This is a genomic window from Siminovitchia thermophila (genome assembly GCF_016909185.1).
GTDB lineage: Bacteria > Bacillota > Bacilli > Bacillales > Bacillaceae_C > Siminovitchia > Siminovitchia thermophila.
Window position 1 is genome coordinate 124912 of record NZ_JAFBFH010000007.1, and the last position, 22198, is coordinate 147109.

The window sequence follows — 22198 nt, forward strand, 5'->3', positions numbered from 1 at the left end:
AGAGGGATTTTTTTATACGGCACCTTACATGCGGGATAAACTGAAAAAAGCTTCAAGCCTCCGGTGTTTTGGAGGCTTTTTCATATGTCGGTTTTTTGCCCATTATATGATCTTTATTTTCCTTGCCGAAAGAGAGCCTTTTATGTAAAATTAGCAGGGATATGCTGGCCAGAGCCGGGAAGCAGGTTCGATTGATTATCATGATAGAAGTTCGTACACTGCTCCGCTTCTGTTCCAACCAAAAAGCAAAGGAGAGATCTTATGGGCAGAGTGCATGTGATCGACCATCCTCTCATTCAACACAAATTAACTTATATTCGCGATAAGAACACGGGAACGAAAGAGTTTCGTGAACTTGTTGATGAAGTCGCCACCTTGATGGCGTTTGAAATTACAAGGGATATGCCTTTGAAAGAAATCGAAGTGGATACCCCTGTTTGCAAAGCAAAATCTAAAATATTGGCAGGGAAAAAAATAGGCATTGTTCCGATTTTGCGGGCCGGGATCGGCATGGTCGATGGTATTTTAAAGCTGATTCCCGCGGCAAAAGTAGGACACGTCGGATTGTACCGCGACCCGGAAACTTTAATGCCCGTCGAGTATTATTTAAAACTTCCGAGTGATGTGGAAGAAAGATTTTTTATCGTTGTGGATCCAATGCTTGCTACTGGAGGAACAGCGGTTGAAGCAATTCGTTCTCTGAAAAAAAGAGGAGCGAAACAAATTAAGCTGATGACTCTTATCGCCGCGCCGGAAGGAGTAAGTGCGATCGAAAAAGCCCATCCCGACGTAGACATATACGTTGCCGGACTTGATGAAAGACTGAATGAAAAAGGATATATCATCCCTGGATTGGGAGATGCCGGTGATCGTTTGTTCGGCACGAAATAGGGAGGCATTTTCCAATGGATAAGCGTGTGAAAGTATTATCCATTTTTGGGACGAGGCCGGAAGCGATTAAAATGGCTCCGCTTGTCAAGGAGCTTCAAGCAAGAAAAGAAGAATTTGAGGCAGTTACGGCTGTTACGGCCCAACATCGGCAAATGCTTGACCAGGTGCTGGATATATTTAAGATTAAGCCTGACTATGATTTGAATATGATGAAGGATAGGCAAACATTGGTTGATGTCACAACACGCTGCCTGACAGGGCTAGACTGCGTCATCAAGGAAGCTCAGCCCGATATTGTACTTGTGCATGGCGATACGTCAACAGCGTTTGTAGCGAGCCTTGCAGCCTATTATAATCGAATATTGGTCGGACATGTAGAAGCCGGGCTCAGAACATGGAATAAATACGCCCCATTTCCGGAAGAAATGAACCGTCAGCTAACAGGCGTCATAGCCGACTTGCATTTTTCCCCGACGAAAACATCGGCGCGTAACCTTTTAAATGAGGGGAAAAGAGAAGAGTCAGTCTTTATAACCGGAAATACGGTCATTGATGCCCTGAAAACGACCGTTCAAACGGACTATAGGCATCGGATCCTTGATCTCATAGGCGGTGATCGGCTTATATTACTGACGGCCCATAGAAGGGAAAACGTAGGACGGCCGATGAGGAATATGTTCCAGGCAATACGGACAATGGTTATGAAGCATCCTGATACTCAAGTTGTTTATCCTGTTCATATGAATCCGGCTGTCAGGGAAGTTGCGAGCGAGATTTTGGGGAATGACTCAAGGATCCACTTGATAGAACCGCTTGACGTCATTGATTTTCACAACTTTGCGAGCAGGGCTTACTTCATTATGACCGATTCGGGAGGAGTGCAGGAAGAAGCGCCATCGCTGGGTGTTCCGGTGTTGATTTTGCGTGAGACAACTGAAAGACCGGAAGGAATTGAAACCGGAGCGTTAAAGTTGGCTGGAACGGATGAAGAAACGATTTACCGGAGTGCGGAAGAACTGCTGACAGACAAAAGAGCTTATGAAAAAATGGCAAAGGCGAATAATCCATATGGAGATGGAAAGGCTTCTACCAGAATTGCGGATGCCTTAGCCTATCACTTCCATTTGAAAAAGCATCGGCCAAATCCATTTACAACAGCTTAATGCAGGAGGCAACAAGCCCATTATTATAAACTCCGCCAGGTCGTTTACATGTTGATTCTTTACCAAAAAATGTGGTCTAAACCCATATTTTAGTTGAATTTTGATGATTTTGTGACAAAGCTCTAAAGGTAAAAATAGATTGTTAAGAAATTCACACTAAACTCGTTGACATTGACATATGCCTATTGTATGCTAACAAAGGATATGAAGGGAGATTGCGATATATCTTCTTTCATGGATTGTCAATTAGCGAAAAAGCACCTTAACAATAGGTGGGGAATGCTGTATGAATAGGAAAAATCGTCATCCGCTTTATGGGATGGCCCTTTATTCTGCGATTCTCGCACAATTGGCAGGGTCGACCCTGGTAGGTGTTTTTGCAGGGAATTGGCTTGATAACATAACCGGGAAAGAGCCGCTATTTTTAGTGGTTGGCCTCTTTTTTGGTCTAGCTGCCGGAGTTATGGCGCTTATATACACAATCCGACAATTTTTTTCGGAGGATTAGCATAAATGGATGACCTCCAGCAGTTATTTAATAGACATCGGAAGTACATACTGTACTTGTTAGCAATTTTTGTATTGGGTTGGGGATTCACGAAACACCAATCTATTTTTATGGGATTGATCCTTGGTACAATCCTCAGTTTTTTTAATCTATGGTCGATGGTTCGCAGAACAAATCAGGTTGGAGAAGCCGTTGCAAAGGGGAAAACCGTACGTTCTTTGGGCACATTGTCGAGGATGGCTGCAGCAGTGCTTGCGGTTTTGATCGCGACGAATTATCCGGAAAGGTTCCATTTGATCAGCGTAGTGATAGGATTAATGACATCTTATGTTGTCATTATGATAGATGCTATAATTTCCCTCAGCTTTAGAAAAGACAAGCAGCGGAAGAGAGGTGAATCGGATGAATCATGAAGCGCCAATCAAAGAAATATTTGGATTATATTTTAATATGGGAAATATCTTAATGATTAGCGTAGCCTCGGTTATTGTGTTTCTTCTCGCCTTCATTGGAACGCGCAGGCTTGCCATGAAACCGACAGGCATGCAAAACGTTATGGAATGGGTTTTTGATTTCGTTAAAGGAATCGTAAAAAGCACCATGGACTGGAGAGAAGGCGGTCATTTTCATGTGTTGGGCGTTACCTTGATTTTATATATATTTGTTTCCAACATGCTTGGTCTGCCTTTCGCGATCGTGATCGATCACGAATTATGGTGGAAATCTCCAACGGCTGACCCCCTCCTTACACTAACGTTGGCAACAATGGTTGTCGCGCTGTCCCATTATTATGGAGTTAAACAAAAAGGACTTGGCAATTACCTCAAAGGTTATGTTCAACCAGTGTCGTTCTTGCTTCCGCTTAAAATTATCGAGGAATTTGCCAACACATTAACGTTGGGGCTTCGTCTTTACGGGAATATTTTTGCCGGTGAAATTCTCTTGGGCCTTCTTGCCGGAGGTCTTGCGGCACAAGGTGTTGTTGGCTGGATTGCAGCAGCTGTCCCAACACTGGCTTGGATGGGATTCTCTATTTTTATCGGAGCGATACAAGCATTTATTTTTACAATGTTAACGATGGTCTATCTTGCTCATAAAGTAAGTACGGATCATTAATATATATTGTTCATAACTATGGACATCCGAAATCTTCATTTTTTATATATTTTAAGGAGGAATTTTATCATGGGTATGTTAGCAGCAGCAATTGCAATTGGTTTAGCCGCTCTTGGGGCAGGTATTGGTAACGGATGGATCGTATCTCGTACAGTCGAAGGTATTGCGCGTCAGCCAGAAGCACGTGGTGTGCTCCAAACAACCATGTTTATCGGGGTTGCGTTGGTTGAGGCCATTCCAATCATGGCGGTTGTTATCGCATTTATGGTTCAAGGAAGATAAGGTTTTATTTATAGACAAGCATTTTCGAAATGGCGAAGAAATACACTTCGCCATTTTTTAAGAAAAGCAAGGAGAAAGGCCGGTTAATGCCGCCCGATCATGCCCCGCAATGAAGAAATCTAAGGGGGGACGGCGGCCAAGGCTGGTCTAACAAATGCGCAGGAGGTTTATGGGGGGACAGTGGAAATAACTTCCCGGAAGCCTTTTGCGCGCTGATTTTTACCATTGACCTTTCATCGGCAAAAAGCCGGTTTAAAGTTTAATATCAGGAGCTTGGAAGGAGTGGAGCGGGCTTGTTAAAGAGTAGCTTTGTACTGGGAACACAAATTGGAGGAGTCCATTTTAACGGCGGCGATATTTTGTTCCAGCTTTTCATGATGCTTATTTTGTTGGCGCTTTTGAAAAAGTTTGCCTGGGGACCTTTAATGGGTGTCATGAGACAAAGGGAAGAACATATTGCCAATGAGATCGACTCGGCTGAAAAGAGCCGTGAAGAAGCGAATAAATTGCTTGAAGAACAGAAAGCATTACTGAAAGAAGCGCGCCAGGAAGCGCAAAACATGATTGAAAATGCCAAGCAACTAGCTGAAAACCAGCGCCAGGAGATTATGGATACAGCCCGCCAGGAAGCGGAACGTTTGAAAGAGACTGCGCGTTTGGAGATTGAACAGCAAAAAGACAATGCAATGTCTGCGCTTCGTGAACAAGTTGCTTCATTGTCTGTCATGATTGCATCAAAAGTGATTGAAAAAGAATTGGATGCCGAAGCCCAAGGGAAACTGATCAATGAATATATTGAAAGAGCAGGCGAGGATCGATGAGTAATCCTGTCGTTGCCCAGCGGTATGCATTGGCACTTTTTCAATTGGCCAAAGAACAAAATATGTCAGATCAAATCGTTGAAGAGCTGCGCACTGTAAAAAAGGTGCTTGTACAAAATCCGGGTTTTATCCACCTTTTGCAGTCACCAAAGCTTTCTGTCAATAAAAAAAGAAACCTTATAAAAGAAGTTTTTCAAAATGCGTCACTACCTGTCATCAATACGATGATGCTGTTGACCGACCGGCACAGGGAGAATATCATTCTCGAAGTTGCCGAAATTTTTATCAAGTTGTTGAATGAAGAGCGTGGAATTGCGGAAACAGTCGTGTATTCTGTACGACCGCTGACTGCGGAGGAAACAAAAGCCATTTCTGAAACATTCGCGCCAAAAGTGGGGAAAACCGCATTGAACATTGAAAATATCATTGACTCCGAGTTACTAGGAGGCGTTAAGGTCCGCATCGGAAACAGAGTTTTTAACGGAAGCCTTAAAGGAAAACTTGACCGACTTGAACGCACGTTAGTCAGTTAATATCAACTTGAAAAATGAGGGGTGAAATCCATGAGCATCAATGCTGAAGAAATCAGTGCGCTGATCAAGCAGCAAATTGAAAACTATGAAGCAGATTTGGAAGTAAGCGATGTAGGCACAGTTATACAAGTTGGGGATGGTATTGCCCGTGCCTACGGACTTGACAATGTAATGGCAGGGGAACTTGTGGAGTTCTCAAATGGTGTCATGGGAATGGCGCAAAACCTTGAGGAAAGCAACGTCGGTATCGTTATTCTCGGACCTTATACGGAAATTCGTGAAGGCGACGAAGTTCGCCGTACAGGGCGCATCATGGAAGTGCCTGTCGGAGAAGAACTAATTGGCCGTGTTGTAAACCCGCTCGGGCAGCCAGTCGATGGCATGGGCCCAGTCAACACTGTAAAAACTCGTCCGATCGAAAGCCCCGCACCAGGTGTCATGGATCGAAAATCAGTTCATGAGCCTCTCCAAACAGGGATCAAAGCGATTGATGCGCTTGTACCGATTGGACGCGGCCAACGTGAGCTCATCATTGGTGACCGTCAAACGGGTAAAACGACCGTTGCTATTGACGCGATTTTAAATCAGCGCGATGAAAACATGATTTGTGTGTATGTTGCGATCGGACAAAAAGAATCCACTGTCCGTAATGCGGTTGAAACACTCCGCAAATACGGTGCGATGGATTACACCATCGTTGTGACGGCTTCCGCATCACAACCTGCACCACTCTTATTCCTCGCTCCATATGCGGGTGTAACAATGGGGGAAGAGTTCATGTATAACGGCAAGCACGTGCTTGTTGTATATGATGACCTTTCCAAACAAGCCGCGGCATACCGTGAACTTTCCTTGCTTTTACGCAGGCCTCCTGGCCGGGAAGCTTACCCGGGGGATGTATTCTATTTGCACTCCCGTCTTTTGGAACGTGCTGCGAAGTTAAGTGACGCAAAAGGCAGCGGATCATTGACCGCTCTTCCATTCGTTGAAACACAGGCAGGAGACATTTCTGCTTATATTCCGACAAACGTGATTTCGATCACTGATGGACAAATCTTCCTGCAATCAGACTTGTTTTTCTCAGGGGTGCGCCCTGCGATTAATGCGGGTCTTTCCGTTTCACGTGTTGGAGGATCAGCACAAATTAGCGCCATGAAAAAAGTTGCCGGTACACTTCGTCTCGACCTTGCGGCATACCGTGAGCTGGAATCATTTGCCCAATTCGGTTCAGACTTGGACAAAACGACTCAGGCAAAGTTGTCACGCGGTCAGCGAACAGTGGAAGTACTTAAGCAAGACTTGAATAAGCCGATCAGGGTAGAAAAGCAAGTCATGATCTTATATGCTCTTACAAGGGGCTTCTTGGATGATATTCCTGTTCAAGATGTACGGAGATTTGAAGAGGAATTGTACTCTTGGCTTGACCACAATCGCGCGGAATTGCTCGAAAGCATTCGCTCCACTGGAAAGCTTCCTGCTGACGAAGACATGGCTGACGCTTTGAACACATTCAAAAAAACATTCGCTAAAAGCGAATAATAGATATAACAGCGGGAACAGGGCGCCCAGTTTTCCGGCGGATGAAAGCTGCGGGCGTCTCCCTTAAGAATTAAATGGCAGGGTGGTGAATCAAGTGGCATCATTACGTGATATCCAATCTCGTATTAATTCAAACAAAAAATCGAGTCAAATTACCAAGGCGATGCAAATGGTCTCGGCAGCCAAGTTGAATCGTGCCGAAACAAATGCGAAATCGTTTGTTCCCTATATGGAAAAAATTCAAGAGGTCGTAGCCAGTATAGCTCTTGGAAGTCAAGACGTTGAGCACCCCATGCTTGTATCACGGCCGGTTAAAACAACTGGATATTTGGTTATTACAACGGACCGCGGTTTGGCTGGCCCTTATAATAGCAACGTTTTGCGGGCTGTCCAGTCAAAAATCCAAGAAAGGCATAAAAACAATGATGAATATGCCATCATCGCGATTGGCCGTATGGGACGGGACTTTTTCCTGAAAAGGAAGATGAATGTGGTATCTGAAATCATAGGTCTTTCTGATCAACCTTCATTTTCCGATATTATGGAGATTACGAAAAATACAGTGGCAATGTTCTCGGATGGTACGTTTGATGAGTTATATATGTACTACAATCACTATGTCAGTGCGCTTACCCAAGAAGTGACCGAGAAAAAAGTATTGCCTCTTACCGACTTGGGATCTACTACAAAATTAATGTCCTATGAATACGAACCTTCCGCTGATGCCATATTGGAAGTATTGTTGCCGCAGTATGCGGAAAGTTTAATATACGGTGCTCTTCTTGACGGAAAAGCGAGTGAACACGCTGCCCGGATGACAGCCATGAAGAGCGCAACGGACAATGCGATCGAAATAATAGACAATCTTACTTTAACCTATAACCGTGCCCGCCAGGCAGCCATCACCCAAGAGATTACTGAGATTGTCGGCGGTGTGGCAGCACTTGAATAAACTTGACGTGCTGTTAACAGTATTTAGACCGAAATCCTCTGTTGTCAGCAAAGGGATTCCCTTTGTTGAATACTGTTAAGCACTTCGAGGAATGTCACGGAATTGAAAGAAAGCAAATTGTGCAAGCACAATTCAAAAGCCGGACTGAATTCCAAGCCGTCATTGATTAAAAATCACAACCCAGGTAGGAGGGGAAGTAATGAACAAAGGACAGGTTTTGCAAGTAATGGGACCGGTAGTCGACGTGAAATTTGCCGATGGCCATCTCCCTGAAATTTACAATGCGCTAAAGATAACATACGATGCAAAATCAGACACAGAAGTAAATATTGACCTGACACTGGAAGTCGCCCTTCATCTTGGTGACGATACAGTTCGTACGATCGCCATGGCATCTACCGATGGTGTTCAACGGGGCATGGAAGTCATTGATACAGGTGCATCCATTTCCGTACCTGTAGGTGACATTACCCTTGGGCGTGTTTTCAACGTTTTGGGTGACCCAATTGATTTAAATGAGGATATTGATGCAAGTGCAAGGCGCGATTCCATCCATCGTGACGCTCCAAAATATGAGCAGCTTTCCACAGAAGTGGAAATTTTGGAAACAGGCATCAAAGTTGTTGACTTGCTTGCTCCATACATTAAGGGTGGAAAGATCGGCCTGTTCGGTGGTGCCGGTGTAGGTAAAACGGTACTCATTCAGGAACTCATTAATAATATTGCCCAAGAACACGGTGGTATCTCGGTTTTCGCCGGTGTTGGAGAGCGTACCCGTGAAGGGAACGACCTTTACTTTGAAATGAAAGATTCAGGCGTTATTGACAAGACAGCGATGGTATTCGGTCAAATGAACGAGCCCCCTGGCGCCCGTATGCGTGTTGCTCTAACGGGTCTAACGATGGCTGAATATTTCCGTGATGAACAAGGACAAGACGTTCTATTCTTTATCGACAACATTTTCCGCTTTACACAAGCGGGTTCTGAAGTTTCCGCCCTTTTAGGCCGGATGCCTTCGGCAGTTGGATATCAGCCTACACTTGCTACGGAAATGGGTCAACTTCAAGAACGTATTACTTCTACGAACGTAGGATCAGTAACATCTATCCAAGCGATATATGTTCCTGCGGATGACTATACGGATCCGGCTCCGGCAACAACGTTTGCCCACTTGGATGCCACAACCAACCTCGAACGTAAATTGTCCGAGATGGGTATTTATCCTGCGGTGGATCCGTTGGCATCAACATCAAGGGCTCTTTCGCCGGAAATCGTCGGAGAGGAACATTATGAAGTTGCCCGTAAAGTGCAACAAACTCTTCAAAGATACAAAGAGTTGCAAGACATTATCGCGATTCTTGGTATGGATGAGCTTTCTGATGAAGATAAATTGGTCGTCCACCGAGCGCGCAGGATCCAATTCTTCCTGTCGCAAAACTTCCACGTCGCTGAACAGTTTACAGGACAGCCGGGCTCTTACGTTCCTGTACAAGAAACAGTCAAAGGCTTTAAAGAAATCCTTGAAGGAAAATATGATCATTTACCTGAAGATGCATTCCGTCTCGTTGGACCAATTGAAGATGTGCTGAAAAAAGCCGAAGAAATGGGCGTTGAAGTTTAACTAGGGACGAGGAGGCGATAACATGAACGTTTTAAAAGTGAGCATTGTTACTCCGGACGGTCCCGTTTATGAATCTGAAGCTGAAATGGTCAGTACGAGAGCTGAAACAGGTGAGCTGGGAATTCTCCCAGGCCATATCCCTTTAGTTGCGCCGCTTGAAATTGGTGCAGTTCGCTTAAAAAAGGCGGATAAAACCGAATATGTTGCGGTCAGCGGCGGCTTTCTTGAAGTTCGTCCGGAAAAAGTGACGATTCTTGCCCAATCCGCTGAAAGAGCTGAAAGCATAGATCTTGCCCGTGCTCAGGCTGCTAAAGCAAGAGCAGAGAAATATTTACAAGCAAAGCGTGATAATGTAGACTTTAAACGGGCAGAACTGGCATTAAAACGAGCCATGAATCGAATAGCTGTTTATCAGAATAAGTAAAAGTGACACATGTTTTTTTACAACACCTTCTGGTCAGACAGATCGGAAGGTGTTGTTGTGAACGATCTTTATATATGACAAGTAGGGAGGAAGGATCTATGATCGACGGGTTGGAAATTGGACAACAGGCCCTCGTGAGCATAATTTCCCATCTTGTATTTATTGGCATTACATTTTGGGCTTTACAAGCACTCCATTTTGACAAACTACTAAGCGCAAATCGTGTCTTCCAAGCAAGATTGTTGTACATCATTTTGACAATCGCCATCGGTTCTTCTGTCAGCAATTTTTTTCTTGATTATCTCAACTGGTCCAGACAACTTCAATTCCTTTTATAATATAGCTCTTTTTGCCTATTTAAAATTTTCGATTTGTTGTTATGATTTGAAACAGGTGAAGAAAATTGTCGAAATAGGATATACTATAAAGTAGTATTTGTCTTTTTTTGATGCTTTTCTCTCAGTATGACATCCTTCTTGGTGGCAACACTGGTATCAGGGAGGGGAAATACGATGAGAAAAGAATATTTCTTTCTTTTTTTGCAAATGATGGTTATGATCAGTTTGATTGCCTCTTTTATCGGGAATAACACCAATGCGGCCAATTATGGAAATATGGACATGGATCACTTGGCACGTGGGGTTTCCCAAAATTCGGGTGCGATCATTGAATGGTCTCTACATACAAGAGAAACGATTGATCTTTCGGAAAAGGATCGGTTCATACATAACTTGAAAAGTCAGTTTCCCGGATGGGTTTGGACTGTTTCTTCAGAGAACGGTTTAGACAACGTGACGGGGCGTATGGAACATGACGACTTTCGAGAAACGATCAAAGTAGTCACCATGGAAGACGGAGGTTCATCTTATAGTTTATACGAAGTGACGGGGAAGGTGTGGAACACCCGCATTTCCAGGAAAATAGAAGAAATCCTCCAGTCCAGAACAGACCAATTATTTGAAAGTAATGTACTTGTTTTCTCTTGTATCAAAGGCGTATTCAATGAAGATGCCGGAAATTTGGCCAACGACTTACTGCTATTTTTCCAGGCTGAGGAAAAAGAGGCGCTAAAAGAAAAGGATTTTTACTCTATTTCTGCTAACTCCTCTCTTTTTTCACAATCAATTTCGCTAACTGAACATGAAATGAATCTGCAGATTGGACTGCGCAAGAACGAGACGGGAAGCACATCCTTCGTGATAGGCACACCCATCTTAACAAATGAATATTAATATTAAGAAAATGGACGCGGAGGGGAACACTCTTGGAAAAAATCATCGTCCGCGGCGGAAAAAGGCTCAGCGGCACCGTAGTTGTAGAAGGCGCCAAGAATGCTGTCTTGCCTGTTATCGCTGCATCCCTATTGGCTAGCGAAGGAAAAAGTATCATACGAAATGTACCGACTCTCTCCGATGTATTTACAATTGGTGAAGTGTTGCGTCATTTAAATGCAAAAGTACATTTTGAGAATAAAACGGTATATGTCGATGCTTCGGATGAATTGCAACATGAAGCGCCTTTTGAATATGTTCGTAAAATGAGAGCTTCCGTTCTTGTCATGGGTTCTCTCTTGGCCAGACAAGGAAAGGCACGGGTTGCACTTCCAGGAGGATGTGCGATCGGATCTCGTCCCATTAACCTTCATTTAAAAGGCTTTGAAGCATTGGGAGCCTCTGTTGAAGTCGGTAATGGCTTCATTGAAGCATCAGCAACCCAGTTAAAAGGCGCAAAAATTTACTTGGATTTTCCCAGTGTCGGTGCAACTCAAAATATCATGATGGCCGCCGTTTTGGCCAAAGGCACAACCATTATGGAAAATTGCGCGAAAGAGCCGGAAATTGTTGACCTCGCCAATTATCTAAATAAAATGGGAGCTGTTGTAAAAGGCGCCGGAACAGCAACGATTAAAATTGAGGGAGTCGAAAAGCTTTATGGAGCCGACCATACGATCATTCCAGATCGGATAGAGGCAGGGACTTTCATGGTGGCCGGAGCTATAACCGGAGGCAATATTGTTGTAAATGGAGCAGTCCCAGAGCATCTAGCTTCTCTTATCTCCAAACTTCAAGAAATGAATGTTGAAATAGTCGAAGAAAAAGATGGGCTGCGGGTAATAGGTCCGGATAAACTAAAGGCTGTCGATCTTAAAACGATGCCTTACCCGGGTTTTCCGACAGACATGCAATCTCAAATGATGGCGCTATTGCTTTGTGCACAGGGTACAAGTGTCATTACGGAAACTGTTTTTGAGAACCGTTTTATGCATGTGGAAGAATTCCGCAGAATGAACAGCAACATCAAGATAGAGGGACGTTCGGTCATCATTGAAGGACCGAGCAACTTGCAAGGTGCAGAAGTCGCGGCAACCGATTTGCGGGCTGCCGCCGCACTCATCATTGCCGGACTTAAGGCCGAAGGCTATACACGCGTAACAGAATTAAAGCACTTAGACCGTGGCTATTTGGATTTTCATAAAAAGCTGCAAATGCTCGGAGCCGATATTGAACGTGTTCAAGTTGAAGCAGATGAGTTTGATTTGGAAGAACAACGCTTCCAGCCCGACCTAAGCTTAAACCCCAAATGAATCGATTGATCATAAAGGCAAACCTCGTCCAGGTTTGCCTTTTGTCATACATAAGCATAAATGCTTGTCCTCTCGAATAAGTTGAATTAAGGCGGTCAATCCGGGCCGCTCTAATTTCATATTGGAGGCATCGGGCATGAAATCATTGAAAACAGCTTTAGCCATTTCTATTCTTGTATTAGTAGTTTCTTTCTTAATACCTTCTTTACTTGTCTTGCCTTATTCCAATGAAAAAGCAGGGGCCAAACTGGATGAAGAAAAAATCTCTACCAAGCAAAGCGTTGATAAAGCCAAACCGGCTGCAGAAGTCGCTGTTTTGCGAACAGCGACGAATACAGTGGAAAAGCTCCAGTTGGAAGAATATGTAGAAGGGGTAGTCGCATCGGAAATGCCTGCTGAATTTGAAGAAGAGGCTCTAAAAGCACAAGCTTTAACCGCAAGAACGTACATCGTTAATCATCTTCTAAGCTCAAAGGACGAACGTATTCCGCAAAATGCCGATGTTTCGGACACTGTCAACCATCAAGTGTATAAAAATAAACAAGAACTAAAACAGCTTTGGGGAAAAGAATTTGATTGGAAAATGAAAAAGATTAAAGAAGCCGTCGAGGCGACTAAAGGAAAAATACTTACGTATCAAGACAAACCGATTAATGCCTCCTTTTTTTCAACCAGCAACGGTTACACAGAAAATGCGGAAGAATATTGGAGCAATTCCGTTCCTTATTTAAAAAGTGTAGAAAGTCCCTGGGATGCCGACTCACCGAAGTTTCAGGACAGAAAAGTGTTTAGTGTTCAAGAGTTTCAACAAAAGTTGAACATTCGTCTTGAGAACAGCAATGATGTCGGCACGGTCACAAAGCGAACATCGGGAAAAAAAGTGGCTGAAGTGTCCATTGCGGGAAAAACATTTACCGGCAGGGAAATTCGTGAAAAACTCGGTCTTCAGTCAACTGATTTTAGTTGGAAAAGGAAAGGAGACACGATTATTGTCTCAACAAAAGGCTATGGGCATGGAGTGGGGATGAGTCAGTACGGTGCCAATGGCATGGCAAAAGAAGGAAAAAAATATGAGGAAATTGTCCGCCACTATTATCAAGGAATCTCCATTTCAAATGCCAACAGCTACTTTGATAAAATCATGGCAAGCAGTCAATAACGAGCCGGCCTCGACCTGAGGCCGGATTTTTTGTCCCTTTGATAAAATTACATGTTCCATTCGATGAATAAATTTTTAGTATTTCGGAAAAATAAGATGTTAATTTCTCATTTTTGAGTATATAATTCTGCCTTTTTGTTCACAATGATGGCAGAGGTGATGAAAATGAGAGAGGAAGAAAAGAAACGATCTTCTCTAAAAAACTTTTTTAAAAAGCGGTGGGTGTTTCCGGCCATTTATCTTGCAAGTGCTGCATTGCTCATTTCGGTGCTGTTTTGGTATCAAACGGCAGGAAATAAAACAACGGATGATCAAAACCTGGCTAAAGACAGCCAAGATTTAACGGGAATGTCAGGCGAGGATTCAGCCATTGAAGTGAACCAGGCCTTTGAAAATGTCGCAATGCCTGTCAAAAACGAAGATAAAGCTCAAATTGTCACGCAATTTTTCGATACAAATGCATCCATGGAAGAGCAAGAAGCTGCACTCGTCGTTGATGGGAGCACATACCGTCCAAACATGGGTGTTGACATTGCCATGAAAGATGGGAAAGAATTTGAAGTGGTTGCTTCACTTAGCGGAAAAGTGGTTTCCGCAAGACAAGACTCCCTGCTTGGAAATGTCATCGAAATCGAGCATGACAATGCCGTCAAAACCATTTATCAATCTGTAAAAGACATGAAAGTGAAGTCCGGAGATAATGTAAAACAAGGAGATGTCCTTGGAACTTCTGGAACGAGCCAGCTTAATAAAGAAGCGAAAAATCATGTTCATTTTGAGATTAGAAAAGACAATACGGCACTCAACCCGATTGATTTCTTTGGCCAGCCATTTACCGCTTTTGAAAAAGTAGAAAAACCGGCTGATACGTCCGGTGAAAAAAATAACGAGGTTGAAGAAAGTACCGGTGGTTCAGATGAAGAAAAAGTGAATGAAAGCACCAGTGGTTCAGATGAAGAAAAAGTGAATGAAAGCACCAGTGGTTCAGATGAAGAAAAAGTGAATGAAAGCACCAGTGGTTCAGATGAAGAAAAAGCGAATGAAAGTACCGGTGGTTCAGATGAAGAAAAAGCGAATGAAAGCACCGGTGGTTCAGACGATGAAAAAATGAATGAAAGCACTGGTGATTCAGACGGTGAACAAACAGAAACCGGAAAAGAATTACAACCAGAAAAAGAAACGGAAGAATAATATATTCAAAATAGGAGGCAAGCAGATGCGCTTGTCTTTTTTATTTTTCATAAAGAAATCTAGGTGAGTGATCGTTGCAAATGGGGTTCAACTGCCCGTAAACGCCCGATTTGTTCGGAGCGGCAAAAGAAAAAACGATGGCAGCGGCACATCGCAGTTTTTCAAAGGGGCGATGACAAAGGTGTTGCGGCGTACAGGGTATGAGTGCAATGAAAAGGAAGTTTCGGAATCGTTAAATCGCACCGAGAAAAAGCGTAAGCTTTCGAGCACGTTCCTGCCAGATCAGGACGCTTTTGATCTTAGCCTTTGTTGCGCTTTTCCCTCTGGTTTGCAGGTTAAGAATGCCTCATCGTGTAGCGGCGCCTGCACGCTCCATATCTGGTGGGCCTCTCCCGGCTTGCAGTTCATTGGGTACGTTGCTAAACGGGCGCTTCTGCTTTTCTGCTGCTTCTGAGCGTGGAAGAATGAACCCGGAGACCTAAGGCGCCACATACCACTCTTCATTGCAATTTCACTTTGTTTTTTACGTAAGTGTTTGCAAGCGCTTATTATTTGAATGAATTTTCGCCTATCCTTGTCCTTATTGGCTATTTCGAGCATATATCATGAGCAGGACAAATAAGATGATACAAACACCAACAAAAAATAGAGAGTGCTTGAGGTGAGCAATCGTTAATATGGATCCCACATTCTGTTAAATATTTGTTTAATTCCTGTAAAAGTAATTTTCTTGTAAAAAGTGATTTTCCAGCCGCGCAGTATGCTTTGGAAAACGATGGTTTCCGAAAAAGCAGACCCAGCAACTTTTTGATAAAACGAGTCTCATTTCACACTCCTCACATCCAATTTAGGGAGGGCGAGTGGTGTGCACGATTACATCAAAGAACGTACAATCAAGATTGGAAGGTATATCGTGGAGACGAGAAAAACAGTTCGCATGATTGCGAAGGAGTTTGGCGTATCCAAAAGTACTGTCCACAAAGATTTAACCGAGCGGCTGCCGGAAATCAATCCGGAATTAGCCGTTCAAGTCAAAAGTATATTAGAGTACCATAAATCAATCAGGCATTTACGAGGAGGAGAAGCGACAAAGCAAAAATATAAAAAGGCAGAATTGCAAAAATAATTTGAAATAAAGGCAAAATGCCTTCTCAGCTTGTAGTGAAAGTAAATATTTTTTCTCTACAAGCTTTCTTTATAACTAAGTATATAGAAGGTTCATCTATTTGAAAACGACTCCCACCCACAAGCGACATCGCATTGGATCTTTATACAATTAAATGAACATACCTGATGCCCTTTGTTACATTTTTTGATTGCCAAATACGAATGTTGAGGAGGAATTGGCAGATTAAATGACAAATGAAAAAAGAAAAAGTACTGTTAACAAGGATAACTGTAAAACCCCTAACACATTTTCCAATTAAAATTTAGTTTTCTTTACAAACAATCCGGTTGCTGTAACTGCATCCTGGTATACAGCCACATTACAAGTAAGCTCGATAATGAAATAGCTCTTCTCACTCAGTTAAAGCAAGCGAGAGCTATTATATAGAAATAGCTATGGCGATTATTGATACGATTAGACTTGAGAACATAATCATCAGTTAAAGCTGATTTTTGAATACTGTATGTAGTATCAAGGGCCTATTCATTTTTTATATCTATAATTACTCCCTTTTATTATTATTTTTCAAAAGCCACATTATAGAAGGAACAAAAATCCCCAAAAAACAGTCTGTAATAAGTTATTTTTTCATTGCCAAGCATCGTATCGAAAATAACCCCATAGTATCCTAAATAATCATATTATTAAAACGAGAAGGCAAAATGCCTTCTTTTTTGCATTTGTCATTTTGTGTAATAAAAACAAAAAACTTGTCAAGTTTTTTGTAAACGATCTCCTTTTCATTTCAAAGGTATGATAAAATATTACATTAGGGAAATCTAACATAGGACGAATTACATACATAATTTTTTATTTAAATATTGAAGGTAGGGATTCGAATGTTCGCAAAAGATATCGGCATTGACTTGGGGACGGCAAACGTTTTAATACATGTAAAGGGACAGGGCATCGTATTAAATGAACCGTCTGTAGTGGCTATAGACCGCAATTTGAACAGGGTACTCGCGGTCGGAGAAGAAGCTAGACGCATGGTTGGCCGCACACCCGGAAACATTGTCGCAATCCGTCCTTTAAAAGATGGAGTCATTGCCGATTTTGATGTTACTGAAACAATGTTAAAGCACTTTATCAACAAGTTAAATGTCAAGGGCTTTTTATCCAAGCCACGCATTCTGATTTGCTGTCCAACGAATATTACGAGTGTGGAGCAAAAAGCAATCAGAGAAGCTGCTGAAAAAAGCGGCGGAAAAAAAGTGTATTTGGAAGAAGAGCCAAAGGTAGCTGCGATTGGAGCAGGAATGGATATTTTCCAGCCAAGCGGAAATATGGTCATTGATATTGGCGGAGGAACAACGGATGTGGCGGTTTTGTCCATGGGTGATATTGTTACATCCGCATCGATTAAAATGGCCGGAGACAATTTTGACAATGACATATTGAATTACATAAAGAAAGAGTACAAGCTCTTAATTGGAGAGAGAACAGCCGAAAACATCAAAGTGGAGATCGGAACGGTATTTCCGGGGGCAAGGGATGAAAAAATGGAAATCCGCGGCCGTGATATGGTAACAGGACTGCCCAGGACAATTACTGTAAGTTCTGATGAAATCGAATGTGCATTAAAAGAGTCGGTGGATGTCATTGTTCAGGCTGCGAAAAATGTGCTTGAAAAAACACCGCCCGAGCTTTCTGCCGACATTATCGACAGAGGGGTCATTCTTACTGGCGGAGGCGCCCTTTTACATGGAATCGACCAGTTGCTTGCTGAAGAGCTCCGGGTTCCGGTTCTGATTGCGGAGCAGCCGATGGATGCTGTTGCGACAGGTACGGGAATCATGCTTGAAAATATGGACAGGATTGCCAAGAGAAGTTTCGTTTAAAAAGGAGGCGTATTTATGTTAAGAGGTTTATATACTGCCGCATCAGGCATGTATGCTTCACAGCGGAAAACAGAAATGTTGTCCAATAATATGGGCAATGCGCAAACACCGGGCTATAAAGCCGACCATGCATACTCCCGGGCCTTTCCAGAAATGTTGTTGGACAGAATTGATTCGTCGGGCATGACACGGAACCAGCGGGTGGGATCACTACATACCGGAGTATACGTTCAAGAAATCATTCCCCGTTTTATACAGGGGGATTTGCGGCAGACAGACCGCACAACCGATTTAGCTTTGTCGGACCGCGGGATGGGGAACGTCCTGTTTTCGATTGAGCAAGACGGCCAAGTAAAATATACAAGAAATGGCCGTTTCACTGTTGATTCATCCGGTTACTTAACGACAGAAAGCGGGTATTATGTCTTGGATGAAAACTCAAATCGGATTCTCTTGAACAGCGATCAATTTCAAGTCGACGGAGAAGGCCGAATTATTGAAAATGGAGCTCAGGTAGCGCGGCTCCGTCTGGCTGTATCTGAAAATCCAGAAACCCTTCTTAAAGAGGGAGACGGAATGTATAGAACAGAGAACGGGGAGCTTCTGCCGCTGGCGGCAAACCAAACATATGAGGTTTCCCAAGGCTTCATTGAAGGGTCGAATGTTGATCTAACAAGATCCATGACTGACATGCTGACCGCATATCGCGCTTTTGAAGCCAATCAAAAAGTACTGCAAGCTTATGACAAAAGCCTGGACAAGGCAGTCAATGAAATTGGAAGGCTCAATGGATAAATAAGAAGGTGAATGTACAGTGAACAGAACAATGATTACAGCAGTAAACACATTAAATCAGTTGCAACAGCAAGTTGAATTGGTTAGCAATAACATCGCCAATTCAAGCACCACCGGTTATAAAAGACGAGAAGCTTCTTTCGCTGACTTAATAGCCCAGCAATTAAACAATCAACCCAATACAGCTGCTGAAGTCGGAAGAACATCTGCTTTCGGCATACGTCAATCAGTCGGTGCCAGATTATCACAAACAGCCATGATTGCTGCACAAGGGCCTTTAAAATCAACCGAGCGCCAGTTGGATATTGCTTTTACAAAAGAGAATCAATATTTAAAAGTGCGTGCTCAAGATGGCTCCATCCAGTTTACCAGAGATGGCGAACTTGGATTTCAATTGAATGGGAACGGCGAGTATATCTTGACGACGAAAGAAGGAAATCCCGTTCTTACGGAAGACAATCAGTCCATCACTGTTCCGGCTAAAGTAGAACAGTGGACGATGATACAGCCGGGCTTGTTTGAAGCCCGTTTGGCAAACGGACAGCAAATGAACTTCCGTTTGGGCGTTATTTCGTTAAACAACCCACAATTTATGGAGCAAAAAGGCAATTCGCTTATTGGGATTCCGGCTGATTTGGAAGGGGCAGTAAACCCGGATATAATATATACGGAATTAAATGGAGCAAGAAGCAATGAAATTTCCATGCAATCGGGCGCACTTGAGTTATCCAATGTTGATATCGGAAAAGAAATGACTGACTTAATGACTGCACAACGTTCAATGCAATTTCAATCAAGAACTGTAACGCTTGCCGACCAAATGATGGGACTAGTGAATGGGATCAGGTAACTCCCGATCGGCCGATACGAAGGGGTTCTACTATGTCAGCTAAATTTTTACGTAAAGAAGAAGCAAAAGCGATCCATAAAAAAGAAAAGCGGCATGAAGAGAAAAAAAAGCAACGTTCCCCGGAAAAAATCAAAGTACGTCTCATTCCCATTTGGCTGCGGACGATCATTGTCCTTCTTTCCCTTTTTATCTGCTTGATAGCCGGGGTAGTCGTCGGATACAGTGTCATTGGAGATGGAAAGCCGCAGGATGCCTTGAAAAAATCAACTTGGACCCATATTATTGATTTAGTAAATAAAGATCGTTGATGGAAGGCATAATAGCCTTCCTTTTCAATATGAGGAGGAGTCGAAATATGCTTGATATTAACCAAATAAAAGAAATTATTCCTCACCGTTATCCATTTTTACTTATTGACCAAATTTTGGAAGTGGAAGAAGGAAAACGGGCTGTTGGCATAAAAAATGTAACAGTGAATGAGGATTTTTTTAACGGGCATTTCCCGGACTATCCTGTTATGCCTGGAGTACTTATCGTAGAAGCATTGGCGCAGGTAGGGGCTGTTGCGATGCTTAAAAAGGAGGAAAACAGGGGAAAACTTGCTTTTTTTGGCGGAATTGACAAATGCCGTTTCAAACGGCAAGTAAAACCTGGAGATCAGTTAAGACTGGAAGTGGAGATGATCCGTGTCAAAGGGCCGGTCGGCAAAGGAAAAGGGGTTGCCACCGTCAATAATGAAGTCGTTTGTGAAACGGAAATCATGTTTGCTCTAGGAGAATAACGGCTATAAGAAAGCAGAGAGGGTATTTTTTTGTGAATTATTCCTTTCTAACATATTTTTTTGAAGTATTTTGGGGATTTTGGGAAAGCTAATGTCAGGCCTAAAAGGGTCCAACAGAAAACGGAAAATCGGCAATGCCGATCTGCCCGGAATGATGCGGGACGAATAAAATCTGAAAGGAGCTTACCAAATGAGTCCAAAAGTGTCAAAAATGATTGGAGGAGCAGTACTTGCGTCATTGCTGTTAGTTGGATGCGCAAATAATGACAATGACCAGGAGCCGAACGATAATAACAACGGGGTAGTCGAGGATAATAACGGAACGAACGACACCAACAACGGTGTAAATGACGGAGACAACAATGACAACAATGACAACAATGACGGTAACAACCTCGATGACAACGGCAAGATGAATGATGCGGATAATGATTTAAATAACGATCCGAACATGGATGACAACGAAAACAATCAATAAAAAAGCGGGGTCAATGCCCTGCTTTTTTATTTTGACTTTTTTATGCTGCCAACAGGCTTTTTACCTATTTTCATTCTTGCTTTAAATTCGGTCAGCAGTTCTTCTCCTTCCAAGCCTTCTTTAATCAAATCGTCGAGGAGAAGTTCCAAATACTCATTGCGTCTTTTACTCAAGCGACCGGAGAAGAGCACACTAATATGTTCCTCCATATCCACGATCTGGTGTATTTTTACAGTGAATGGAGCCGGATCATTGGCTGCATGGGTAATGATAACCCGGATTTCAAGCGGCATGTTTTGTTCACGCAACTCTTCGAAATACGGTTTATATTGTGCATCGATAAATGCTTCAATCACCCAGCTCCCATCTTCATTTTCTTTATTGATGATTAAACCATCTTTCAACGGTATGTTCTTGGCTTGTTTTTCCTCTAAAACTTGCAGGGCAACGATTTTAAAGGTTTTCAAATCGCGTCTCCTCCATACGTTTCTTTTATAAAATTATAACACTTAACCCATTCGTTGTATTGTGATATCCGGTTTTTGCCTATGGAAAGAACATGTAAATTGATTTATTTTTATTGTTTGGCAGCGAAAACCCGCAGTAAAGCGATCAGTTCTTAGAAGATTTTCTAGTTTTCGGAGGGAGCTTTCACGAAAAAATGAATTTTCCCTATTTTACAATAGGTGATTGGACCCTATATACTAAGTATGAAAATAATGAAAGGGGTGATTGATTGATTAACCAAGTAACGTTGGTAGGCAGGCTGACAAAAGATCCCGAACTGCGGTATACAATGGAGGGGCGGGCAGTGCTCAACATTATGCTTGCTTTAAACCGCCATTATAAAAATGCCAATGGTGAATATGACGCAGACTTCGTCCTATGTACTTTATGGAACAAAACCGCGGAAAACACTGCCAAATATTGCAGTAAAGGGTCCGTCATCGGTGTAATCGGTAAAATTCAAACGAGACACTATGAGGACCAAGATGGGAAAAGAGTATACGTGACCGAGGTAATGGCGGATTCCGTCAAGTTTATGGGCGGAAAGCCGGCACGTGAAAGTCCTTCAAAATCGCCTGCTGAAACGCTTGAGTTTAAGGAGGTGAATGTTTGAAGCAGGTCCCCACGTATCAATCGCTGGAAATACTGATCAGCGACCTCATTTTTATGCTGGGCAAAGCCAACGAAAAAATCCATTCTCTCACTGATCGGGTTTACCAGCTTGAGCTTTTGCTTGAACATTTTCCCGGCCATCCCACTCTTTCTAAACAACATATTTCCCTCGAGAAAAAATAACAATAATGGTTGATTCTATCCTTTCTATATCAACTCTCCGCATCATATCCTCATTTTGGCAGACCAGCAGGTAAAAGCTGGTCTTTTTTCTTTTGGAACCATTTCATGTTGTGGTATGAATTAAGACATCCAGGCAGAGTGCTTGCCGCCTGGATGTATTGAGTTCGAGCCAATTACTTTCTGTCCGTAACATAGAGGT

Annotated in this window: 27 protein-coding genes; 26 read left to right on the plus strand and 1 reads right to left on the minus strand. The window is 42.8% G+C overall.

Annotation, left to right across the window (positions count from 1 at the left end; all coding sequences use genetic code 11):
- Positions 1-261: 261 nt before the first annotated feature.
- The 24 genes from upp (at position 262) to JOC94_RS07075 (ending at position 20697) form a co-directional block, all read left to right on the plus strand.
- Entirely contained in the window at positions 262-891 is a 630-nt protein-coding gene (gene upp / locus JOC94_RS06960) for a uracil phosphoribosyltransferase (RefSeq protein ID WP_077109629.1), read from the plus strand.
- A 14-nt stretch (positions 892-905) separates the two neighbouring features.
- The gene (wecB, locus tag JOC94_RS06965) at positions 906-2054 is read left to right on the plus strand and encodes a non-hydrolyzing UDP-N-acetylglucosamine 2-epimerase (RefSeq protein ID WP_077109628.1); all 1149 of its coding nucleotides are present in this window, start codon (positions 906-908) and stop codon (positions 2052-2054) included.
- A 286-nt stretch (positions 2055-2340) separates the two neighbouring features.
- Positions 2341-2562, plus strand: a complete 222-nt coding sequence (locus JOC94_RS06970) for an AtpZ/AtpI family protein (protein ID WP_077109627.1) — start codon at positions 2341-2343, stop codon at positions 2560-2562.
- 5 nt (positions 2563-2567) lie between these two features.
- On the plus strand, positions 2568-2975 hold the full coding sequence (locus JOC94_RS06975) for an ATP synthase subunit I (protein ID WP_077109626.1): 408 nt from the start codon (positions 2568-2570) through the stop codon (positions 2973-2975).
- Positions 2965-3678, plus strand: a complete 714-nt coding sequence (gene atpB / locus JOC94_RS06980) for a F0F1 ATP synthase subunit A (RefSeq protein ID WP_077109625.1) — start codon at positions 2965-2967, stop codon at positions 3676-3678. Before JOC94_RS06975 ends, atpB begins: the two co-directional genes overlap by 11 nt.
- A gap of 69 nt (positions 3679-3747) precedes the next feature.
- The gene (atpE, locus tag JOC94_RS06985; protein WP_077109624.1) at positions 3748-3960 is read left to right on the plus strand and encodes a F0F1 ATP synthase subunit C; all 213 of its coding nucleotides are present in this window, start codon (positions 3748-3750) and stop codon (positions 3958-3960) included.
- 293 nt (positions 3961-4253) lie between these two features.
- Positions 4254-4781, plus strand: coding sequence for a F0F1 ATP synthase subunit B (gene atpF / locus JOC94_RS06990; protein ID WP_077109623.1), 528 nt, complete (start codon positions 4254-4256; stop codon positions 4779-4781).
- Positions 4778-5314, plus strand: a complete 537-nt coding sequence (locus JOC94_RS06995; protein WP_205178948.1) for a F0F1 ATP synthase subunit delta — start codon at positions 4778-4780, stop codon at positions 5312-5314. Before atpF ends, JOC94_RS06995 begins: the two co-directional genes overlap by 4 nt.
- 30 nt (positions 5315-5344) lie before the next feature.
- Positions 5345-6853, plus strand: coding sequence for a F0F1 ATP synthase subunit alpha (gene atpA / locus JOC94_RS07000; protein WP_077109621.1), 1509 nt, complete (start codon positions 5345-5347; stop codon positions 6851-6853).
- A gap of 94 nt (positions 6854-6947) precedes the next feature.
- Positions 6948-7805 carry an ATP synthase F1 subunit gamma gene (gene atpG, locus JOC94_RS07005; RefSeq protein WP_077109620.1) on the plus strand — a complete coding sequence of 286 codons (858 nt, stop codon included), beginning with the start codon at positions 6948-6950 and terminating at the stop codon, positions 7803-7805.
- Between the two features lie 199 nt (positions 7806-8004).
- The gene (gene atpD / locus JOC94_RS07010; RefSeq protein ID WP_077109619.1) at positions 8005-9426 is read left to right on the plus strand and encodes a F0F1 ATP synthase subunit beta; all 1422 of its coding nucleotides are present in this window, start codon (positions 8005-8007) and stop codon (positions 9424-9426) included.
- 22 nt (positions 9427-9448) lie between these two features.
- Positions 9449-9850, plus strand: a complete 402-nt coding sequence (locus tag JOC94_RS07015) for a F0F1 ATP synthase subunit epsilon (RefSeq protein ID WP_077109618.1) — start codon at positions 9449-9451, stop codon at positions 9848-9850.
- 98 nt (positions 9851-9948) lie between these two features.
- On the plus strand, positions 9949-10188 hold the full coding sequence (locus JOC94_RS07020; protein ID WP_077109617.1) for a DUF1146 family protein: 240 nt from the start codon (positions 9949-9951) through the stop codon (positions 10186-10188).
- Positions 10189-10362: 174 nt separating this feature from the next.
- Positions 10363-11082, plus strand: coding sequence for a YwmB family TATA-box binding protein (locus JOC94_RS07025; protein ID WP_077109616.1), 720 nt, complete (start codon positions 10363-10365; stop codon positions 11080-11082).
- Between the two features lie 32 nt (positions 11083-11114).
- Positions 11115-12434: a UDP-N-acetylglucosamine 1-carboxyvinyltransferase gene (murA, locus tag JOC94_RS07030; protein ID WP_077109615.1), complete on the plus strand. Its 1320-nt coding sequence runs from the start codon at positions 11115-11117 to the stop codon at positions 12432-12434.
- Between the two features lie 136 nt (positions 12435-12570).
- Positions 12571-13593, plus strand: coding sequence for a stage II sporulation protein D (gene spoIID, locus JOC94_RS07035; protein WP_077109614.1), 1023 nt, complete (start codon positions 12571-12573; stop codon positions 13591-13593).
- 159 nt (positions 13594-13752) lie between these two features.
- Entirely contained in the window at positions 13753-14784 is a 1032-nt protein-coding gene (locus JOC94_RS07040) for a peptidoglycan DD-metalloendopeptidase family protein (protein ID WP_236017006.1), read from the plus strand.
- A gap of 865 nt (positions 14785-15649) precedes the next feature.
- On the plus strand, positions 15650-15910 hold the full coding sequence (spoIIID, locus tag JOC94_RS07045; protein ID WP_077109611.1) for a sporulation transcriptional regulator SpoIIID: 261 nt from the start codon (positions 15650-15652) through the stop codon (positions 15908-15910).
- An 881-nt stretch (positions 15911-16791) separates the two neighbouring features.
- Positions 16792-17793, plus strand: coding sequence for a rod shape-determining protein (gene mreB / locus JOC94_RS07050; protein ID WP_077109610.1), 1002 nt, complete (start codon positions 16792-16794; stop codon positions 17791-17793).
- Positions 17794-17808: 15 nt separating this feature from the next.
- A complete protein-coding gene (locus JOC94_RS07055) occupies positions 17809-18588 on the plus strand; it encodes a flagellar hook-basal body protein (RefSeq protein ID WP_077109609.1) in 780 nt (259 codons plus the stop codon).
- A gap of 19 nt (positions 18589-18607) precedes the next feature.
- Complete coding sequence (locus tag JOC94_RS07060) at positions 18608-19438, plus strand: flagellar hook-basal body protein (RefSeq protein ID WP_077109608.1); 831 nt, start codon at positions 18608-18610, stop codon at positions 19436-19438.
- Positions 19439-19470: 32 nt separating this feature from the next.
- Positions 19471-19746, plus strand: a complete 276-nt coding sequence (locus JOC94_RS07065; RefSeq protein ID WP_077109607.1) for a DNA-directed RNA polymerase subunit beta — start codon at positions 19471-19473, stop codon at positions 19744-19746.
- A gap of 47 nt (positions 19747-19793) precedes the next feature.
- Positions 19794-20219 (plus strand): 3-hydroxyacyl-ACP dehydratase FabZ, encoded by a 426-nt coding sequence (gene fabZ, locus JOC94_RS07070; RefSeq protein ID WP_077109606.1) that lies wholly within the window; start codon positions 19794-19796, stop codon positions 20217-20219.
- Positions 20220-20409: 190 nt separating this feature from the next.
- Positions 20410-20697 carry a hypothetical protein gene (locus JOC94_RS07075; RefSeq protein WP_077109605.1) on the plus strand — a complete coding sequence of 96 codons (288 nt, stop codon included), beginning with the start codon at positions 20410-20412 and terminating at the stop codon, positions 20695-20697.
- 26 nt (positions 20698-20723) lie between these two features.
- Here JOC94_RS07075 and JOC94_RS07080 read toward each other — a convergent pair whose 3' ends face one another.
- Positions 20724-21164 (minus strand): YwpF family protein, encoded by a 441-nt coding sequence (locus JOC94_RS07080; protein WP_077109604.1) that lies wholly within the window; start codon positions 21162-21164, stop codon positions 20724-20726.
- Positions 21165-21433: 269 nt separating this feature from the next.
- Here JOC94_RS07080 and JOC94_RS07085 point away from each other — a divergent pair, with 269 nt between their 5' ends.
- Both JOC94_RS07085 and JOC94_RS07090 read left to right on the plus strand, forming a co-directional pair.
- Positions 21434-21817, plus strand: coding sequence for a single-stranded DNA-binding protein (locus tag JOC94_RS07085; protein WP_077109603.1), 384 nt, complete (start codon positions 21434-21436; stop codon positions 21815-21817).
- Complete coding sequence (locus tag JOC94_RS07090) at positions 21814-21999, plus strand: hypothetical protein (protein ID WP_077109602.1); 186 nt, start codon at positions 21814-21816, stop codon at positions 21997-21999. The genes JOC94_RS07085 and JOC94_RS07090 overlap by 4 nt, the downstream gene beginning before the upstream one ends.
- Positions 22000-22198: the final 199 nt, after the last annotated feature.

Excerpts from the sequence above, each read along its gene's own strand:
- spoIID (WP_077109614.1), top strand. The coding sequence starts at position 12,571 with ATGAAATCATTGAAAACAGCTTTAGCCATTTCTATTCTTGTATTAGTA.
- JOC94_RS07075 (WP_077109605.1), top strand. The coding sequence starts at position 20,410 with ATGAGTCCAAAAGTGTCAAAAATGATTGGAGGAGCAGTACTTGCGTCA.
- JOC94_RS06975 (WP_077109626.1), top strand. The coding sequence starts at position 2,568 with ATGGATGACCTCCAGCAGTTATTTAATAGACATCGGAAGTACATACTG.
- JOC94_RS07040 (WP_236017006.1), top strand. The coding sequence starts at position 13,753 with ATGAAAATGAGAGAGGAAGAAAAGAAACGATCTTCTCTAAAAAACTTT.
- JOC94_RS07065 (WP_077109607.1), top strand. The coding sequence starts at position 19,471 with ATGTCAGCTAAATTTTTACGTAAAGAAGAAGCAAAAGCGATCCATAAA.
- fabZ (WP_077109606.1), top strand. The coding sequence starts at position 19,794 with ATGCTTGATATTAACCAAATAAAAGAAATTATTCCTCACCGTTATCCA.
- wecB (WP_077109628.1), top strand. The coding sequence starts at position 906 with ATGGATAAGCGTGTGAAAGTATTATCCATTTTTGGGACGAGGCCGGAA.
- JOC94_RS07025 (WP_077109616.1), top strand. The coding sequence starts at position 10,363 with ATGAGAAAAGAATATTTCTTTCTTTTTTTGCAAATGATGGTTATGATC.
- upp (WP_077109629.1), top strand. The coding sequence starts at position 262 with ATGGGCAGAGTGCATGTGATCGACCATCCTCTCATTCAACACAAATTA.
- atpE (WP_077109624.1), top strand. The coding sequence starts at position 3,748 with ATGGGTATGTTAGCAGCAGCAATTGCAATTGGTTTAGCCGCTCTTGGG.
- JOC94_RS07055 (WP_077109609.1), top strand. The coding sequence starts at position 17,809 with ATGTTAAGAGGTTTATATACTGCCGCATCAGGCATGTATGCTTCACAG.
- JOC94_RS07015 (WP_077109618.1), top strand. The coding sequence starts at position 9,449 with ATGAACGTTTTAAAAGTGAGCATTGTTACTCCGGACGGTCCCGTTTAT.
- mreB (WP_077109610.1), top strand. The coding sequence starts at position 16,792 with ATGTTCGCAAAAGATATCGGCATTGACTTGGGGACGGCAAACGTTTTA.
- JOC94_RS06995 (WP_205178948.1), top strand. The coding sequence starts at position 4,778 with ATGAGTAATCCTGTCGTTGCCCAGCGGTATGCATTGGCACTTTTTCAA.
- JOC94_RS07020 (WP_077109617.1), top strand. The coding sequence starts at position 9,949 with ATGATCGACGGGTTGGAAATTGGACAACAGGCCCTCGTGAGCATAATT.
- atpD (WP_077109619.1), top strand. The coding sequence starts at position 8,005 with ATGAACAAAGGACAGGTTTTGCAAGTAATGGGACCGGTAGTCGACGTG.
- JOC94_RS06970 (WP_077109627.1), top strand. The coding sequence starts at position 2,341 with ATGAATAGGAAAAATCGTCATCCGCTTTATGGGATGGCCCTTTATTCT.
- atpA (WP_077109621.1), top strand. The coding sequence starts at position 5,345 with ATGAGCATCAATGCTGAAGAAATCAGTGCGCTGATCAAGCAGCAAATT.
- atpB (WP_077109625.1), top strand. The coding sequence starts at position 2,965 with ATGAATCATGAAGCGCCAATCAAAGAAATATTTGGATTATATTTTAAT.